General features: G+C 66.9%; 15 protein-coding genes and 1 pseudogene. 7 read left to right on the forward strand and 9 right to left on the reverse strand.

Annotation, left to right across the window (positions count from 1 at the left end):
• Positions 1 to 148 precede the first annotated feature (148 nt).
• Positions 149 to 724, forward strand: a complete 576-nt coding sequence (locus NNX34_RS11770; RefSeq protein ID WP_255766721.1) for a helix-turn-helix domain-containing protein — start codon at positions 149 to 151, stop codon at positions 722 to 724.
• Here the strand turns inward: NNX34_RS11770 and NNX34_RS11775 are convergent.
• A complete protein-coding gene (locus tag NNX34_RS11775; RefSeq protein ID WP_255766722.1) occupies positions 721 to 2,418 on the reverse strand; it encodes an FAD-dependent monooxygenase in 1,698 nt (565 codons plus the stop codon). The two genes, NNX34_RS11770 and NNX34_RS11775, sit on opposite strands and share 4 nt — an antisense overlap.
• 122 nt (positions 2,419 to 2,540) lie before the next feature.
• On the opposite strand from NNX34_RS11775, the gene speB reads away from it, so the two are divergent.
• The 4 genes from speB to NNX34_RS11795 all read left to right on the forward strand — a co-directional run bounded on the left by speB (position 2,541) and on the right by NNX34_RS11795 (position 7,524).
• A complete protein-coding gene (speB, locus tag NNX34_RS11780; protein WP_255766723.1) occupies positions 2,541 to 3,509 on the forward strand; it encodes an agmatinase in 969 nt (322 codons plus the stop codon).
• Positions 3,506 to 5,188 carry a thiamine pyrophosphate-binding protein gene (locus NNX34_RS11785; protein ID WP_255766724.1) on the forward strand — a complete coding sequence of 561 codons (1,683 nt, stop codon included), beginning with the start codon at positions 3,506 to 3,508 and terminating at the stop codon, positions 5,186 to 5,188. Before speB ends, NNX34_RS11785 begins: the two co-directional genes overlap by 4 nt.
• 117 nt (positions 5,189 to 5,305) lie before the next feature.
• Entirely contained in the window at positions 5,306 to 5,818 is a 513-nt protein-coding gene (locus tag NNX34_RS11790) for a MarR family winged helix-turn-helix transcriptional regulator (protein WP_255766725.1), read from the forward strand.
• A gap of 41 nt (positions 5,819 to 5,859) precedes the next feature.
• Positions 5,860 to 7,524, forward strand: a complete 1,665-nt coding sequence (locus tag NNX34_RS11795) for an MDR family MFS transporter (RefSeq protein WP_255767239.1) — start codon at positions 5,860 to 5,862, stop codon at positions 7,522 to 7,524.
• A 4-nt stretch (positions 7,525 to 7,528) separates the two neighbouring features.
• Here the strand turns inward: NNX34_RS11795 and NNX34_RS11800 are convergent, their stop codons facing one another.
• The 5 genes from NNX34_RS11800 to NNX34_RS11820 form a co-directional block, all read right to left on the reverse strand.
• Positions 7,529 to 8,737 carry an NAD(P)/FAD-dependent oxidoreductase gene (locus NNX34_RS11800; RefSeq protein ID WP_255766726.1) on the reverse strand — a complete coding sequence of 403 codons (1,209 nt, stop codon included), beginning with the start codon at positions 8,735 to 8,737 and terminating at the stop codon, positions 7,529 to 7,531.
• Complete coding sequence (locus tag NNX34_RS11805) at positions 8,712 to 9,443, reverse strand: class I SAM-dependent methyltransferase (protein ID WP_255766727.1); 732 nt, start codon at positions 9,441 to 9,443, stop codon at positions 8,712 to 8,714. Before NNX34_RS11805 ends, NNX34_RS11800 begins: the two co-directional genes overlap by 26 nt.
• Positions 9,440 to 10,654: a type III polyketide synthase gene (locus tag NNX34_RS11810; RefSeq protein ID WP_255766728.1), complete on the reverse strand. Its 1,215-nt coding sequence runs from the start codon at positions 10,652 to 10,654 to the stop codon at positions 9,440 to 9,442. Before NNX34_RS11810 ends, NNX34_RS11805 begins: the two co-directional genes overlap by 4 nt.
• A 95-nt stretch (positions 10,655 to 10,749) precedes the next feature.
• Positions 10,750 to 11,529, reverse strand: coding sequence for a cytochrome c oxidase assembly protein (locus tag NNX34_RS11815; RefSeq protein WP_255766729.1), 780 nt, complete (start codon positions 11,527 to 11,529; stop codon positions 10,750 to 10,752).
• A complete protein-coding gene (locus NNX34_RS11820) occupies positions 11,522 to 12,010 on the reverse strand; it encodes a DUF2243 domain-containing protein (RefSeq protein ID WP_255766730.1) in 489 nt (162 codons plus the stop codon). The genes NNX34_RS11815 and NNX34_RS11820 overlap by 8 nt, the downstream gene beginning before the upstream one ends.
• A gap of 78 nt (positions 12,011 to 12,088) precedes the next feature.
• Here NNX34_RS11820 and NNX34_RS11825 point away from each other — a divergent pair, with 78 nt between their 5' ends.
• Together NNX34_RS11825 and NNX34_RS11830 are read left to right on the forward strand one after the other, a co-directional pair.
• A complete protein-coding gene (locus tag NNX34_RS11825) occupies positions 12,089 to 12,382 on the forward strand; it encodes a DUF503 domain-containing protein (protein ID WP_255766731.1) in 294 nt (97 codons plus the stop codon).
• A gap of 54 nt (positions 12,383 to 12,436) precedes the next feature.
• On the forward strand, positions 12,437 to 14,947 hold the full coding sequence (locus NNX34_RS11830) for a Tex family protein (RefSeq protein WP_255766732.1): 2,511 nt from the start codon (positions 12,437 to 12,439) through the stop codon (positions 14,945 to 14,947).
• 29 nt (positions 14,948 to 14,976) lie between these two features.
• On the opposite strand, the gene NNX34_RS11835 is transcribed toward NNX34_RS11830, so the two are convergent.
• The 3 genes and pseudogenes from NNX34_RS11835 to NNX34_RS11845 all read right to left on the reverse strand — a co-directional run.
• A complete protein-coding gene (locus NNX34_RS11835) occupies positions 14,977 to 15,195 on the reverse strand; it encodes a hypothetical protein (RefSeq protein ID WP_255766733.1) in 219 nt (72 codons plus the stop codon).
• A 13-nt stretch (positions 15,196 to 15,208) separates the two neighbouring features.
• On the reverse strand, positions 15,209 to 15,901 hold the full coding sequence (locus NNX34_RS11840) for an HAD family hydrolase (RefSeq protein ID WP_255766734.1): 693 nt from the start codon (positions 15,899 to 15,901) through the stop codon (positions 15,209 to 15,211).
• A gap of 145 nt (positions 15,902 to 16,046) precedes the next feature.
• Positions 16,047 to 16,460, reverse strand: a pseudogene (locus tag NNX34_RS11845) (very short patch repair endonuclease); the annotation flags it as partial.
• Positions 16,461 to 16,507: the final 47 nt, after the last annotated feature.

Genomic DNA, 16,507 nt, shown 5'->3' on the forward strand with positions numbered 1-16,507 from the left:
CAGTCCTCGAGCTAGGAAACCGGCGTCGAATTGCCTGGCAGGCAACAAGTGTTTACTGAAGTTAGTGTGCTTTCAGTCACGCCGTCAATTTAGCCGCCCCGCAATACCATCGCATTACGTGTATGTTTCCCTCGGTATGCTCATAAGCATGAAGGCCTTGCCCGTAGAACCGACCAACGCTCCGGTGGCGATTGGGGTGCGGATCCGCTCCGCACGCCAGGCCCGGCATTTGACCATTGAGCAGGTGGCTGAAGCCACCGGCCTCACCAAGGGTTTCCTCAGCCGGGTGGAGCGGGACCTGACTTCTCCGTCAGTGGCGTCCCTGCTGACCCTGTGCCAGGTGCTTTCCATTTCCATCGGCGACCTCTTTGCCGCACCGGAAACCAATGTGACGCGCCTGGCGGATGCCCCACGTATCAGCCTGGGCGGCGAGGGAATCGTGGAACGGCTGGTCACAGCCCGGACGGAACGGCGCGTCCAAATGGTCCGCTCCGTGATTGCCCCCGGCGGGTCCGGAGAAGCGGATCTTTATTCGGTGGACTGCGAAGTGGAGGTGCTGCACGTTGCCAAGGGCAGCTTCGAACTCATCCTGGGCAACGAGCGGATCGAACTTATGACCGGTGACACGGTCACCTTCCCCGGCCGGGAGCCGCACTCATGGCACAACCCGTCCGACGAGGAAACGATTGTGCTCTGGACCCTCGTCAGCCCGGGCGGCGCCTAGGCTGACAGGGTTTCGCCGGACGCAGGCTCGGCCGCCGATTCACCGGTCAGGCGCTGCAGGTACTCCACCGCGCCGGTGATGTCCCGGCCGGAGGACCGGTAGCCGACATAGCCGTCGGGGCGGATGACCAGCAGTTCAGGCCGGCGCGAGCTCAGGCCCAGGCGGTGGAAGGCCAGGCCGCTGACGTCCTTGATGATGCCGGGAGAATTCGCAATGAGGCTGCTGCCGACGGTCAGCTGCTGGATATTCAGCAGTCCGGCCAGTTGGGGCAGTGCCGCCCGGAGCTGGTGCGGTGCGTCCTGCGGCCAGCCGGGTCCGCTGAGGAGGATGGAGAAGCCGGGCGTGGCCACGAGATCCTGCAGGCGCCGTTCCCGGTCCTGGTGGATGACGTCGGCGTCGGGCAGGCGGTCGCCGGGGCGGACGCCGCGGGCCAGGAGTGCCGGCCGGCGGGAATCTCCGGCGTCGACCATGCTGCTGCCGCGGTAGTTGATGTTCAACTGGGCCATCGTCCGGAAGAGCCGCGAGCGGAGCCCGTCCCAGCCCATGGCCTTCGGGGCCAGCGCGGGCAGGAGCTTGGTGCGGGGCAGCTTCTTGAGGCCGTTGCGGCTGGTGGCGAGCTTGAAGATCCGGTCCGTCGTGGACATGACTTCCTGGCCCACGGGCCGGCGCTCGGCGTGATAGCTGTCAATCAGCTCATCGCTGGCGAGCCCGCGGGCACCGAGGGCGAGTTTCCAGCCAAGGTTCAGTGCATCCTGGATGCCGGTATTCATACCCTGGGCGGCAACGGGGGAGTGGACGTGGGCGGCGTCACCGGCCAGGAACACCGAACCCCGCTGGAAGTACTCGGCCATCTGGTGCGAAAGGCGGAAGGTGCTGATCCACTTCGGATCCCGCACATGCAGGGCGCCATGCGTAAAGGTATCGGCCAGCTCCTGCATTGTTTCAAGGGTGGCAGGGCGATGCGGCGGCTTGATTGCGATCATCCGCCATGTGGCGGATCCGCCGAGCGGGAACAGGAAGAGGAACCCGTCCTCGGTGGGGTAGGAATGCACGGCATCCGGTTCCGCGCCGTCAATTTCGACGTCGGCCAGGATGAAGGTGTCCGGGTAGGCTCCGCCGCGCCAGTCCATGCCTGCCTTGGCGCGGACCGTGCTCCCGGCACCGTCGGCACCAACCACGTAACGGGCACGGATGCGCTCGATGCCGCGGTCCATCCGCTGGATCTTGGCTTCCATGCCGGCAAACGGGTCCTCGGGGTCCAGGCGTTCCAGGTCCTGGAGCTCCGCGCCGCGCTCAATGCGTACCCGGCGGGACAGCAGGTGCTGGGTCAGGATGCGCTCGGTTTCCGTCTGGGGCAGGAACAGCAACTGCTGGAACGCCGAATCCTCCAGCCCCGTGTCGAACAGGTCCACTTCCAGCGTTTCCTCCGGCAGGTGGAGGTGCAGTTCGCGGGCGGGACGTCCGGCGGCAACCAGCTCGCCGCTGACACCGAAGGGCCGCAGTGCTTCCAAGGTGCGCGGCTGGATGGCAATGGCCCGCGATTCGGTTCCCGGGGCCTGGCGCCGGTCAATGATGCGGAAACTGGCGCCGAAAGCGGCCAGCTGGGCGGCCAGTGCAAGGCCCGTAGGCCCGGCGCCCACAATCAGGACATCGACGTCGTAGTTAGGGTCTTCGCTGTTATCGTGAGCCGCCATGTCCTCAGCCTAGTCTTGACCCCAACCGCAGTTCCACTTTAGCTTTTGGGTAAACTTTTGGTTACCCTCAGGTAACCCAGCACACCGGGCGACGACGCCCATCCCGGAACCGGAGACTACCTATGGACAACCTTCCCCGTGTGAACGCGAACGGCCGCATCGGACCCGTGGACGCGGCGCAGGTCCCGCGCTATGCAGGGGCTGCCACCTTCGCCCGGCTGCCCCGCCTGGACCAGGTGGAGCAGGCCGAGGTCGCGGTGGTGGGAGTGCCCTTCGACAGCGGGGTTTCCTACCGGCCCGGCGCCCGGTTCGGCGGCAACCATGTCCGCGAGGCCAGCCGGCTGCTGCGTCCGTATAACCCGGCCCTGGATGCCTCCCCGTTCGAAAACCTGCAGGTGGCCGATGCCGGCGATATGGCCGTGAACCCCTTCAATATCAATGAAGCCATCGAGACGGTCCAGCAGAACGCCCTGGACCTCACGGAGCATGGCACCAAGCTCTTGACCCTGGGCGGAGACCACACCATCGCCCTGCCGCTGCTGCGCGCCGCCGCTGAGCGTGCCGGTTCTCCGGTGGCCATGCTGCACTTCGACGCACACCTGGACACCTGGGACACCTATTTCGGCGCCGAGTACACGCACGGCACCCCGTTCCGCCGCGCCGTCGAGGAAGGCATCCTGGACACCGAGGCCATTTCCCATGTGGGCACCCGAGGGCCGCTGTACGGCAAGAAGGACCTTGAGGATGACCGCCGCTTCGGCTTCGGCATCCTGACCTCCTCCGATGTCTACCGCCAGGGCGTGGATGAGGTTGTGGCAAAGCTGCGGGACCGGATCGGCAACCGTCCGTTGTATGTATCAGTGGACATCGACGTCCTGGACCCGGCCCACGCCCCGGGGACCGGCACCCCCGAGGCCGGCGGCATCACCAGCCGCGAACTGCTGGAGATCCTTCGCGGGCTGCGCGGACTGAACCTGGTGGGCGCCGACGTCGTCGAAGTCGCCCCTGCCTACGACCATGCGGACATCACCGCCGTGGCCGCCTCACACGTGGCCTACGACCTGATCACCTTGATGGGACTGTCCGCATGAGCGCCGATTCCACTGTCCCGGGTCCAGGCGAGGCCGTCCCCGGAGCCGGACCCGTCCGCAACGGCGGCGACCTGGTGGTGGAAACCCTCGAAGCCCTCGGTGCCAGCAAGGTGTTCGGCATCCCCGGCCAGCATGCCCTGGGACTGTTCGACGCCCTCTCCCGCTCGCGGCTGGAATTCATCTCCTCGCGGGTGGAAAACAACTCCGCATTTGCGGCCGACGGTTTCTCCCGGGCCACCGGGCAGGTGGGGGTGCTGTTCCTGTCCACCGGTCCCGGCGCCCTGACCTCGCTGGCCGGGCTGCAGGAGGCCTATGCCACGGGAGTGCCGATGATCGTGGTGGCCAGCCAGATCCCCATTGACGGGCTCGGGGCTCGGCGCCGGGGAATGCTGCACCAGCTCGATGACCAGAAGGCCTCCGCAGCCAACGTCACCAAGAGCCAGCGGCTGATCCAGCATGCCTCCGGCATCCCGTCCGCCATCCAGGACGCCTGGACGGAAGCCATCTCCTCCCCGGCAGGGCCGGTATGGATAGAGATCCCGCAGAACGTGCTGCTCAACCCGGTCATGGTGCCTGCCGTGGAAGACGCGTTGGCGGAACCGTTTGACAACCCCCCGCGCAGCGAACTGGTCAAGGAAGCCGTGCGCTGGCTCTCCGACGCCCGCCGGCCCGCCGTCATCGCCGGCGGCGGCGTGCGCCGCAGCGGTGCCGAGGCCGCGCTGCTTTCCATTGCCCAGAAGCTGCATGCCCCGGTGATCTGCACCCCCGGCGGCAACGGAGCCTTCCCCTGGAACCATCCGCTCTCCCTGCAGTCCTGGATGGAGGACCGGCACATGACGGAGGTGCTCGAGGACGCCGACGTACTGGTGGTCATCGGCTCCTCGCTCGGCGAAGTGACGTCCAATTACTTCACCATGGCACCCCGCGGCCGGATCATCCAGATCGACGCCGAACCCCGGGTCCTGGAGTCCAACCGGCCGGCGCTGGGTATCCGCGCCGACGCCCGGCAGGCCCTGGACTCGCTGGATGCCGCCCTTCCGGCCACGGAACACGTTCCCGACTGGCACGGACAAAGCGCCGAGGAGCTGGTGGCCGGCGCCCTGGCCCGGGTGCAGGCCCGGCTGGATACCCAGGGCCTCGACCTGGAACGCCGTTTCATGGCGGACATCCGCGCCGCCGTTCCCGATGACATGCAGACCTACTGGGACATGACCATTTCCGCCTACTGGGCCTGGAGCTGCTGGGATGCGAAGTCCGGCCAGTTCCACTCCGCCCAGGGCGCCGGCGGATTGGGCTACGGCTACCCGGGCGCAATCGGCGGTGCTGTGGGCCTGGGGGAGCGGGTGCTTGCCGTGTCCGGCGACGGTTCGGCCATGTACTCCATTTCCGAACTGGCCACGGCCCGGCAGCATAACCTTCCCGTCACCTGGCTGATTGTCGACGACGGCGGCTACGGCATCCTGCGCGAATACATGGAGGATGCGTTCGGCAAGGCCACGGCTACGGAACTGGCACGCCCGGATTTTGTGAAGCTCGCGGAATCCTTCGGCGTTCCGGCCCGCCGCTGCGCTCCCGCCGACATCCGCACGGCATTGGAAGAGGCCTTTGCCGGAGAAGGCCCCAACGTAGTTGTGGTTGAAGCGCGGATTGGACTCTTTGCTCCCACCCACCTGGCCTAGTCCTGCAGGCAGCCGGATCCGGGGAGCGGGGCCCGGTTAGTTAGTTGACCTAGGCAAATTTCCGCGTATAGTTGCCTAGGTCAACTATCAGTACCAACCTCCCGGAGACCCATCCCCATGCCCATGCAACAGGAAACGGCGGATGACCTGATCCGGAAGATCTTCGCCCTGCAACGTACGTTGCGGTGCGTGACCCAGCACAGCGCCGACATCGGCGGACCCGGCGTGGCGCTGCAGGGCGTCATGCGGATGATCGGCGAAGACGGCGAGCTGCGGGCGACCGAGCTTGCCGCCAAACTCGGTGTCGGCCCTGCCGGACTCAGCCGCCACGTCGCAGAACTGGAAGAACTCGGTTACGTCCGGCGTCGCCCGCATCCGCAGGACCGCCGCGCCTACCTGATCAGCCTGACCGAGCTGGGGGAGTCAGTCCTCCGCGAAGCACTCAAGGCCCGGGCCGTCCTGCTGCAGGAAGCCCTTGCCGCCTGGTCCGAGGACCAGGCGCAGCTCGCGTCCGACACCCTTGGAGCGCTCTCAGAAGCGCTCTTCACCTCCATCCGCCGAGCGCCCGGAGCCGCCGAGCCGACGCTGGAAACCCCCGTATCCGATCCGCAGGAGCTAACAACTAAGTGACCGATTCCAAGACCGCCCGGAAGAAACACGTCCCCGGTGACATGAGCCACCGACAGATCCTGCAGGCCCTTACCGGCCTGCTGGCCGCGCTGTTCACGGCAATGCTGAGCACCACCATCGTGGCCAACGCGCTGCCCACCATCATGGCCGACCTGCACGGAACGCAGACCGACTTCGCCTGGGTGGTCACGGCCGCCCTGCTGGCCAACGCCGTAAGCACCCCGATCTGGGGCAAGCTTGCGGACCTGTTCAACAAGAAGCTGCTGGTGCAGCTGAGCATCGTCATCTTCGTTGCCGGGTCCGTCCTCGCAGGCTTCTCCCATTCCATGGACCTGCTGTTGACCGCACGCGTCATCCAGGGCCTGGGCATGGGCGGCCTGACGGCACTGGCCCAGGCAATCATCGGTTCCATCATTCCGCCGCGGGAACGCGGCAGGTACTCCGGTTACATGGGCGCCGTGATGGCAGTGGCCACCGCCGGCGGCCCGCTGCTGGGCGGCTTCATCGTGGACAGCCCGCTCGGCTGGCGCTGGACCTTCTTCCTCTGCGTTCCGCTCGCCGTCGTCGCCCTCTTCCTGCTGCAGGTCACGCTGCACCTGCAGCATGTACGCCGTCCCGCCAAGATCGACTGGCTCGGCTCGATCCTGCTTACCGCAGGCGTCTCCCTGCTTCTGATCTGGGTCTCTTTCGCCGGCAAGCCCGACTACTACGAATGGTGGTCATGGGAAACGGCCGCCATGGTGGGCGGATCCGTCATCCTGCTGGCCCTGCTGGTGCTGGTGGAGTCCAAGGTCGCCGAGCCGATCATTCCGCTGAAGATCATCAGCCAGCGGACCACCGCCCTCGCGATCATCGCCTCGGTTGCGGTAGGTATCGCCATGTTCGGTTCCACCACGTTCCTGGGCCAGTACTTCCAGCTGGCACGCGGCTTCACGCCCACCGAGGCCGGATTGCTGATGCTGCCGATGATTGCCGGCAACCTCCTCGGGTCCGTAGGGTCCGGCATGCTGATCACCCGCTTCGGCAAGTGGAAGCGGTTCCTGATCATCGGCACGGTCCTGGTGATCCTCGGGACGGCGCTGGCCGGCTTCATCAACCATGAAACCGACATGATCCTCGTCAGCCTGTTCATCTTCGTCCTCGGTGTGGGCATGGGCCTGCTGATGCAGAACCTGGTGCTGGCCGTGCAGAACACGGTCAAGGTCAGCGACGTCGGCTCCGCCAGCGCGTCCGTTGCCTTCTTCCGCACCGTGGGCGGCGCCATCGGCGTCTCGGTACTGGGCGCGGTCCTTTCCAGCTCCGTCAGCCGGCGAGTCACAGAGGAACTGGACAAGGCCGGCATGCCGACCAACGGCGGCGGCACCACCGCCACGCTGGACCTGGGTGGGCTCCCGCCAGAGGTCCAGATGTTCTTCCGGATCGCGTATGCGGAGGGCACGGCGGATATCTTCAAGATCGCCGCCGCGGTGGCTATCATCGCGCTGGTTGCGGTGCTGTTCATCAAGGAGAAGGCCCTGCGCCGGACCCTCGACATCAGGCCCACCTCCTCCAACCCGGTCGAACCGGGCCTGGCCGGCGGTGCGGAGATGCTGCACACCGGTGCCATGTCCGCCGTCGAACCGGCTACCGTGCCGGATGCCGGCAGCCGGGAGTCCGCACCGCGGACCGCCGACGGCACGGAAAAGGCCGGCACCACCGCGCCGTAAGCACCTACTGCATGGTGAAACGCCGTGCAACGGCCCCGCCCAGCGCCGGGACCTGGAACATCCGTTCCAGCCCGGCGTTGCGCAGGGCCATCACCCCCGCAGGCAGCGGCCGGCCCAGCACCATGTTCATCTGTGCCTGGGCGGAGGCGACGACGGCGTCCCGGCGGCGCCGTCGTTCGAACTCCCGCAGTTCCCTGCCCACCGGTTTACCCTGCAGGGATGCCGCGATGATCGGCGCAACGGCAGCGGCGTCCAGCCAGCCCAGATTCATCCCCTGTCCGCCGATCGGGCTGATCTGGTGTGCCGCGTCCCCGATCAGGACCGTGCGTCCGGAAACCAACCGGTGCGCCCGGCCGATCTGTACGCCGAAAGCACTCAGCATGGAGTTTCCGGCCACCTCCAGGCGGTGCCCGGTCCGCTGCCGCACCAGCTCCGCGAGACCGGAGGCGGTGGGATCCTGCTGCAGTGCGTCGGTATGGACCACCCAGCGGCGCAGGCCGCCGGGCAGTGGAAAAGACTCCACGATCCCGTCCGGCTCGAGATACAGCACGGCCAGCGTCCCGTCACCGGTGCCGTCCGGGAAGTCGCCCATCAGATAGGTGTCCGGCAGTTCACGAGAAGCCCAGCCGCTGCCCAGTGCGGACCGGACCGGTGACCGGGCGCCGTCGGCCGCCACGAGGAGGCACGCCTGGGTGGTGAAGGGTTCTTCACCGTGGATCCCGTGCACCCGGACGGCGGCGCCGTTGTCACTGAAGGCCTCAACCCGGGCGCCGCGGACCAGTGCTCCCGGGTCGAGGGCTCTGAGGCGTTCCTCCAGCAGCTGCTCGGTTCTCACCTGCGGCAGGGTCAGCACAAAGGGGTACCGGGCCGACGCCGCGGCGAAGTCCAGCCGGGCCACGGTCCGCCCGGCGCTGCGGGCTTCCCCCTGCGTGATCCGGATCCCTTCCCGCGTCATGGTGCCGGCGATGCCTGCCTGTGCCAGTGACGCCAGGGCCGGAGGATGCACCCCGATGGCCCGCGAATGCCTGCTGCGGTTCAGCCGTTGTTCCAATACCTGGACGGACACCCCCTCCTGGAGCAGCAGGACGGCCAGATACATCCCCACCGGCCCGCCGCCCACCACAACCACTTCGGAAGAGCGGCGGGGAGCGGACGAGGCGGCTTCTTCCGCGGCGACGGCCGGCAGGTCAACCCGCACGGTGGTCAGCTCCACGGGAGTGCGGTGAATGAAGCAGCAGGTTCTGCCACGGCCGCTGCTGCAGGCTCTGCCAGCCCAGGGGCGTCACCTCGGCGATCTCCGCCGCGGTGAAACTGCGGCGGATGGAGGTCAGCCCGTCGGCCCGGATGAATGAGCCGGGGAAAAACGGCAAGGTTCCGACGGAGAACAGGGCGTAGGCCCAGCGGCTGCGCTCAATGTCGCTGTGCAGGCAGAGCCTGCGGCCCAGCCGCCTCGAGTCCGCCAGCAGCGCCTGCAGTTCCGCCGGTGCCAGATGGTGGAGCATGTGGTTGGAAATCACGACGTCGTAGGAACGCCCCTCCGCAACCAGCTCACTGCTGTACGCCTGGCGGAAGGACAATCCCGGCAGCGGCGGCAGCGCGGAGGCGAACGCGTGCGCCCTCGGATCCGGGTCGATGGCGGTGATTTCCACGGCCAACCCGTCCCTGCGCGCCCAGCGCGCAATACAGCGGGGAACGTCTCCTCCGCCGGAGCCGATGTCCAGCAGCGTGCCACCGCCGCTTGCCGCGAAGATCGGACGAAGGTACCGGACATAGTTGCGCCGCCACCCCGAGACCACCGCGTTGACCAGCCAGAACTGGGCGTAGGTACGCTCGAGGCGCTGCAGGTCGGCGTCGGGCCGGTCCATTTCCTCCACCGCGTCTACTGCCCGGGTGGCCAGGGAGGGAAAAACGGCGATCATACTGCGGCGGGGACCTCCGCCGGCACTGCCCCCGCCGGCTCTGCCAGTTCCGCAGACACCGCTGCAGAAGGCTGCACCGGTCCGCCCACCCGGGTGAACAATCCGGTCTCCACGGTGAGGCCCGGGCCGAAGGCCATGGAGCAGATCCGTTCGTTGCCGCCGCTGAAGGGCTGTTCGAGGATGTACTTGAGCACGAAGAGTACGGTGGCGCTGCTCATGTTGCCCACGGTGCGCAGGGTCTCCCGGGCCGGCACCAGCTGCTGTTCGCTCAGTTCGAGTTTCGCCTCGACTTTATCCAGGATGCTGCGGCCGCCGGGATGGATGGCCCAGTGCTCGATCTCCCGGTAGGGCCGGGCGCTGACCGATGCGTCGTGCGCCAGCAGGGGTTCCAGTGCGCCGACAATGTGGTCGTCGATGATGTGCGGGACGTAGGTGCCCAGCACCATCTCGAAGCCTTCGTCGCCGATGTTCCAGGCCATGGCCTCCTCACCCACCGGGGTCAGGATGGTTTCGAAGTGGTCCAGCTGGATGGCCGGTCCCGAGTCCGGAAGGTCTTCGCGGGCGGTGATGATGGCCGCTGCTGCACCGTCGGCGAAGAGTGAGGACCCCATGATGGCGTCCGGGTCATTCGACGTGCGGACGTGCAGGGAGCACAGCTCCGCACTGACCACCAGCACCACGGCGTCGGGATCCGACTCGCAGAAGGATTTGGCGGCGCGCATGGCCGGGAAGGCTCCGTAGCAGCCCATAAAGCCCAGGTGGTAGCGCTGCACGGACGGATTCAACCCCAGCGCCCGGGTCACCTTGTAATCCGGGCCGGGGTTGAAGAAGCCCGTGCAGGACACGGTGACGACGTGGGTGATATCCGACGGGGCGATACCGGCACAGGCGTCCAGTGCCTTGGAGGCGGCTTCGATGAAGAGTTTCGTGGCTTCCACCGCGAAGATGTCATTCCTGGTCTTGGTGCTGGGCCGCAGCAGCAGGCCGCTGCGGGCATCGTAGAACTTGGGATTTTCCGAGGTGTCGGTGAGCGAGAGTTCCGCCAGTGCCGTACGGCGGGTGTCGATGGCCGCCGAATCGAAGCAGGTACGCACCAGCCGCTCGCCCAGCCGGGTCAGGCCGGGCTGGGCTGCGAATGCGTCGCGGACTTCGGACTGCACCAGGACAGTGGGCGGGATCGCAGTTTCCAGGGACCTGAGGGTAACCGTCATAGTCCATTGTTAAGGGATGGTGATGCTCTGCACAATGGTTGGGGTTACTGAACGATCAGCCCCGGCTACTGGTTTCGCGGCTTGAGGAGTTCACGCTACTGAGGGTGGACGGCGGACGCGACCTTGCCGCGTGGCCGCGCTGACGCGTACCACTGGCGGCACAACAGCACGATCAGCACCAGTTCGAGGATTCCACCGCCGTAGTACATCACCAGCGCCCCGTGTTCCGCGGCCGTGGCAGGGATCCCGGGAGGCGGGTCGGCGTAGATGCCCTTGGCGAGGATATTGTGCGCAGCGATGGAAAGCACCAGGACGATTGCCCGCAGCCGATAACCGGCCCGGTGCGGGGAGGGATCCCGTCCCACGATGGAAGCCGTGAACAGGTAGCCGGCAGCCAGCAGGTGGAAGGTCACCAGCCAGTGCACCGGCATCGACTCCTGCATTGCCTGCAGCAGCCCGGTGCGGAACATCAGGATCATGCCGCCGGTGTTGAGCAGCGCGGCGGTGACCGGGAAGGACAGGAACCGGGCGAACCGGCTGCGCAGCACCCGGGAGAGCCGGCGGGCCGGAAAAACATCGAGGGTGCGTAGTGCCAGGGTGAACGGCCGGGAGAGCACCAGCAGCAGGGGCGAGAGCATCCCGGCCAGGAGATGCGAAAAGCTCAGTACAGCGAAATCCCGATGCGCCAGTTCGGCCAACGGGTTCAGGACCGTAACCAGCACGGCGGCCACACCCAGCGTGAAGAAAACCGTCCGGTACCAGGGCCAGCGGCCGGAGCGCGGCGAACGCGCGCCCGCCCAGTAGACAACCAGGGCAACTACGGCGGGAATGAAGAACAGCGACTCTACGGGAAAGCCGCTGCCGTGGTTATGCATCGGCTGAGGCTGTCGATTCCGGCGGGACGGCAGCGCGGGTGCGGTAGGTAAGGAACGCGCCGGCAATGATCAACAGCACCGCGATGACGTTCCAAACCGTGTCGTACACAAGCAGATCTACCTCGTAGCGAATCTGGTGAAGCCCCATGAGCTTGTGCTGCACCGTGCCGTCATAGAGCTGGAACATGCCGGCACCCAGCAGGACGCCGCCGGTCCACCGCTGCAGGAGAGTCTCATGCCACCGGCGCAGATCGGCGAACAGGAAGAGGCCGGCTACAACTGCGAACCAGCCGAAGGCATGGAACAGCCCGTCCGAAAACAGCCCCGCAGCCGTAGTGGAGCGGTCGTAGAAATGATGCCACTGCAGGAGCTGGTGGAAGATCACTTCGTCGACGAAGGCAGCCAGCCCGATCCCGAAAAGCAAGCCGGAAACCAGGTTGCGCCGCCGCGGAGAGCGGCGCTCGCGGAGGGGAGAACTCATGATTCGAACATAACACCGGCACGGCGCCGGCCGCAGGGGTGCGTGACATGCACGGCGTCTGCGGCAAGGATGGGAGCCATGTGGATAGGGGCGCTGGAGCTGGACCTGTTGCTGGGGGACGTGCATTCCCTCAAGGGGAAACGGTCGGTCGTCCGGCCCATCCTTGCGGAACTGCGGCGCAAATTCGATGTCTCCGCCGCAGAGGTCAGCTCCCTGGACCTGCACCGCCGGTCAGGGATAGGCGTGGGCATTGTGGCGGCGGACCGTGCCCACGTGGTGGATGTGATGGATGCCGCGGAACGGCTGGTGGCGGGCCGGCCGGAAGTGGAGTTGCTGAGCGCCCGGCGTCAATTGTTCACCGAGCAGGACTAGCCACCGCGCTCCGCATCCGCCCATCCGCCGGATAAATGGGGAACAATTGGCCGGGTGAGTCTTAGCACCGTAGAACCAGTCAATGTTTCCGGATCCACCGATGAGCAGGTGATTGCCCAACTGGCCGCCGAGCTGGGGGTAGCGCCCTGGCAGGTCCGGGCGGCGGTGGGCCTGCTCGACGGCGGCGCCACGGTTCCGTTCATCGCCCGGTACCGCAAGGAGGCCACCGGCACGCTGGATGACGCCCAGCTGCGGGACCTGGACGAGCGGCTGCGGTACCTGCGCGAACTGGAGGACCGGCGGCGGGCCATCCTCGAGGCCATCGCTGCCCAGGGGAAGCTGACGGACGAACTGCGGGAGGCCGTCGTCGGCGCCGAGACCAAGTCCCGCCTGGAAGACATCTACCTTCCTTACCGCAGCAAGCGGCGGACCAAGGCCCAGATAGCCAGGGAAGCGGGACTGGAACCGCTGGCGGATGCGCTGCTGGCCGATCCCCGGCGTTCCCCGGACGCTGAGGCCGCGCGGTACGTGCGCGAGGGGATCCCGGATGCGGCCGAGGCGCTCGCCGGGGCACGCGCCATCCTGATCGAACGGGTTTCCCAGGACGCGGACCTGTTGACCGAACAGCGCGAGAAGCTCTGGCGCCAGGGCCGGATGCGCTCGCAGGTGCGTCCCGGCAAGGAAGCCGAAGGGCGGAAATTCACCGACTACTACGACTTTTCCCAGTCTCCCTCCGGGATGCCGTCACACCGCGTCCTCGCCCTGTTCCGCGGCGAGAAGGAAGGCATGCTGGAACTGGCCCTGACGGAGGGGGATCCGGCCGATGCCGAAGTCCTGGCTGCGGCCCGCGCCCGATACGAACGCTCCGTGGCGGCCCGTCTGGGGGTGGCGGACCGCGGGCGTCCCGCTGACCCGTGGCTGATGACCACCGTGCAGCTGGCCTGGCGGCGGATCCTCGCCAAGCTCTCGGTGGATCTGCGTGTCCGCCTCTTTACGGAGGCGGAAACCGAGGCGGTGCGGGTATTTGCGGCCAACCTGCGGGATGTGCTGCTGGCCGCACCCGCCGGAAACCGGACCACTCTGGGACTCGATCCCGGGCTGCGTACCGGCGTGAAGGTTGCCGTGGTGGACGGCACCGGCAAGGTGGTTGCCACCGATACGGTGTATCCCCATGCGCCTGTGCGCCGCTGGGATGACGCCCTGGCCACGCTGGCCGGTCTGGTGAAGCAGCACGGGGTGGAACTGATTGCCATCGGCAACGGCACCGCTTCCAGGGAAACGGATAAGCTCGCTGCCGAGTTGATGAAGCTGGTCCCGGGCGGGTCGCTGGGCAAGCTGGTGGTGTCCGAGGCCGGTGCGTCCGTGTACTCAGCGTCCGCCCTTGCCTCGGCCGAGCTGCCCGGCATGGATGTGTCCCTGCGCGGCGCCGTCTCGATTGCCCGGCGGCTGCAGGATCCGTTGGCGGAACTGGTGAAGATCGATCCGAAGTCCATCGGGGTGGGCCAGTACCAGCACGACGTGACGCCGGCGAAGCTGGAGCGTTCGCTGGATGCGGTGATTGAGGACTGCGTGAACGCCGTGGGGGTGGACGTGAACACAGCCTCCCCGTCGCTGCTGACCCGGGTGGCCGGCGTCGGTCCGCTGCTCAGCGAAAACATCGTGGCTTACCGCAATGCGAACGGGCCGTTTGCCCGCCGGCAGGACCTGATGAAGGTGCCTCGGCTCGGGGCGAAGGCCTTTGAACAGTGTGCCGGGTTCCTGCGCGTCAGCGGCGGAAAGGAACCGCTGGACGGGACCAGCGTCCACCCGGAGTCCTACCCGATTGCCCGGAAGGTCCTGGCTGCGGCCGGGGCGACCATGAGCGCGTCGGGAGCGGCCCTGGAGGGTGTGGACCCCGCAGCGTTCGTGGATGACCAGGTAGGCCTTCCGACCGTTTTGGACATCATCGCCGAGCTGCGGAAGCCGGGGCGGGACCCGCGGCCCGCTTTTGAAACAGCCAGCTTCTCGGAGGGAATCGAGAAGATCTCGGACCTGCGTCCGGGAATGGTCCTCGACGGCGTGGTCACCAACGTGGCTGCCTTCGGCGCCTTCGTGGACGTGGGAGTCCACCAGGACGGGCTGGTCCACATCTCCGCGATGTCGCACACCTTCATTTCGGACCCACGGGAGGTGGTCCGGTCCGGACAGGTGGTGAAGGTCAAGGTGATGGAGGCGGACCCGGAGCGGAAACGGATTTCGCTGACGCTGCGGCTTGACGACGACGCCGCGGAGCCCGGCGGGCGGTCCGGACGCCCTCCGCAGGGAAGCCGCAAAGCCGAGGGCACCAAGCCGAGCAGCACCAAGCCGGGCAGCGCGAAGCCCGGCATTACCCAGTCGGGCACCGCCAGGTCCAGGGCCGAGAAACCCGGCACGGGCAGGACCAATCCGGGCAGGTCCAACCAGGCCAAGGCTCAAGGTGCCGCCGGCATCCCGAAGGCCAGCGCCCCGAAAACCAGCTCACCGAAGGCCAGCGCGCCCACCGGGGCCATGGCGGATGCGCTTCGGGCGGCCGGGCTGCTGAAATAGCCCGACCGTCGCCTCTTGCAGCCTGCTGCTTACTCTGCGGGACCCTCGGCCTCGGCTGCTTCGTCGGCCTTGTCCTGTGCGGCAGGGACCGCGCCGGCAGGTGAGGTTCCCTGATCGTCGCGGATGTTGCCGGCCGAATGCGAGGCGCTGCCTGGTCTCCGGGGTTCGCCGGTGGGGCCGGGCTGCGGGGCGCTGGGACCGAGCGGGTCCTCGGCGTCGTTTGCGGGGCCGGTGGGTTCAGTAGTCACAATGTCCTCTCGGTTAGCCCTGGGCGAGGAGTTCGCCCAGCAGGCTGGTGTCCAGGGCAGCAAGAAGTGCCCGCGGATTTTCGTAGACTTCGCGGGCGCCTGCCTCGCGCAGTTCGGCTTCGCTCGTGCCGCCGCAGGTCAGGCCGATGGTGGGAATGGAGAGCTTCCCGGCTGCCTTGACGTCCCACACCGAATCGCCCACGAACACGGTGTTCGCGGCTTCCAGGCCACCGGCCTCCAGGGCAGCTTCGAGGATGTCCGGGGAGGGTTTGCTGGCTTCGGCGTCTGCGGAGCTGGTGGCATCGGTGATCGCGGAGTCGGCGTCGATGACGGTGCGCAGGTACTCGAGTTCGGCTCCGGAAGCGGAGGATGCCAGGACCACGGTGAGGTCTTTCTTCGAGCAGGCCTTCAGGAGTTCGCTGGCGCCGTCGAAAGACCGAAGCGAGGGCCACCAGGTGGAGAAGATGGCACCGTGTGTGGCATCGAGCTGCTCATCCTCGTCCTTGTTGCGGTCTTCACCCAGCAGGTGCTCCACGAGCTTGTCGCCGCCCATGCCGATGGCGCGGTGGATGGCGGACATCGGAACGTCATGTTCCATCCGGCGGAAGGCCTGCCACCACGCGACGGCGTGCAGATAGTTTGAATCCACCAGGGTTCCGTCTACGTCGAAAAGAACGCCGCGCTTGCCGTTGTCCGAATTACTCATGGTGTGTGCCTCAGTTTCCTTGGAGCCTGTCTGGTTCGTCTGGTTCGAAGTCTAGTGGCCGTGCCGCCGACGACGACGCCTCCGCCGACGTCGATCCGTTGGCACCGGTGGCTGCCGGCGTCGCGCGAACCTGTCCGGGCGGGCCCAGGAAGGTACGCAGTTGTTCTTCGAGGATGCTGCGGTCCCGAAGTTCACATTCCCAGACCACCAGGACGTCCCAACCTCCGGCTGCCAGCCGTTCCTGGGCCGCCGCATCCCGCTCGACCGTGCGTTTGCGTTTCGCGGCCCAGAACTCGCTATTGGTCTTTGGGGCGTGCTGCCCGGCCCGGCAGGAGTGGAAGTGCCAGAAGCAACCGTTGACGAAGAGGACTTTCCTGCGCCCGGCGAAAACCAGGTCAGGCTTGCCCGGAAGGCTGGTCTTACCGAAGGAGCCGTGCAACCGGAACCGGTAACCCGCGGCGTGGAGGATACCGCGGATCAGGAGTTCAGGCTTGGTGTTCTTGCCCCGGATGCGCGACATGTTGCGGCTGCGCTGCTCCGGACTGACGGTATCGGCCATGGGTCCAGTCTAGGAACAGATCACAATTGCATTTCGCACTACTCGAT

Source organism: Arthrobacter sp. zg-Y1116, assembly GCF_024385485.1.
GTDB lineage: Bacteria > Actinomycetota > Actinomycetes > Actinomycetales > Micrococcaceae > Arthrobacter_B.

Excerpts from the sequence above, each read along its gene's own strand:
- NNX34_RS11840 (WP_255766734.1), bottom strand. The coding sequence starts at position 15,901 with ATGAGTAATTCGGACAACGGCAAGCGCGGCGTTCTTTTCGACGTAGAC.
- speB (WP_255766723.1), top strand. The coding sequence starts at position 2,541 with ATGGACAACCTTCCCCGTGTGAACGCGAACGGCCGCATCGGACCCGTG.
- NNX34_RS11825 (WP_255766731.1), top strand. The coding sequence starts at position 12,089 with ATGTGGATAGGGGCGCTGGAGCTGGACCTGTTGCTGGGGGACGTGCAT.
- NNX34_RS11805 (WP_255766727.1), bottom strand. The coding sequence starts at position 9,443 with ATGATCGCCGTTTTTCCCTCCCTGGCCACCCGGGCAGTAGACGCGGTG.
- NNX34_RS11795 (WP_255767239.1), top strand. The coding sequence starts at position 5,860 with ATGAGCCACCGACAGATCCTGCAGGCCCTTACCGGCCTGCTGGCCGCG.
- NNX34_RS11770 (WP_255766721.1), top strand. The coding sequence starts at position 149 with ATGAAGGCCTTGCCCGTAGAACCGACCAACGCTCCGGTGGCGATTGGG.
- NNX34_RS11790 (WP_255766725.1), top strand. The coding sequence starts at position 5,306 with ATGCCCATGCAACAGGAAACGGCGGATGACCTGATCCGGAAGATCTTC.
- NNX34_RS11785 (WP_255766724.1), top strand. The coding sequence starts at position 3,506 with ATGAGCGCCGATTCCACTGTCCCGGGTCCAGGCGAGGCCGTCCCCGGA.
- NNX34_RS11815 (WP_255766729.1), bottom strand. The coding sequence starts at position 11,529 with ATGCATAACCACGGCAGCGGCTTTCCCGTAGAGTCGCTGTTCTTCATT.
- NNX34_RS11820 (WP_255766730.1), bottom strand. The coding sequence starts at position 12,010 with ATGAGTTCTCCCCTCCGCGAGCGCCGCTCTCCGCGGCGGCGCAACCTG.
- NNX34_RS11810 (WP_255766728.1), bottom strand. The coding sequence starts at position 10,654 with ATGACGGTTACCCTCAGGTCCCTGGAAACTGCGATCCCGCCCACTGTC.
- NNX34_RS11775 (WP_255766722.1), bottom strand. The coding sequence starts at position 2,418 with ATGGCGGCTCACGATAACAGCGAAGACCCTAACTACGACGTCGATGTC.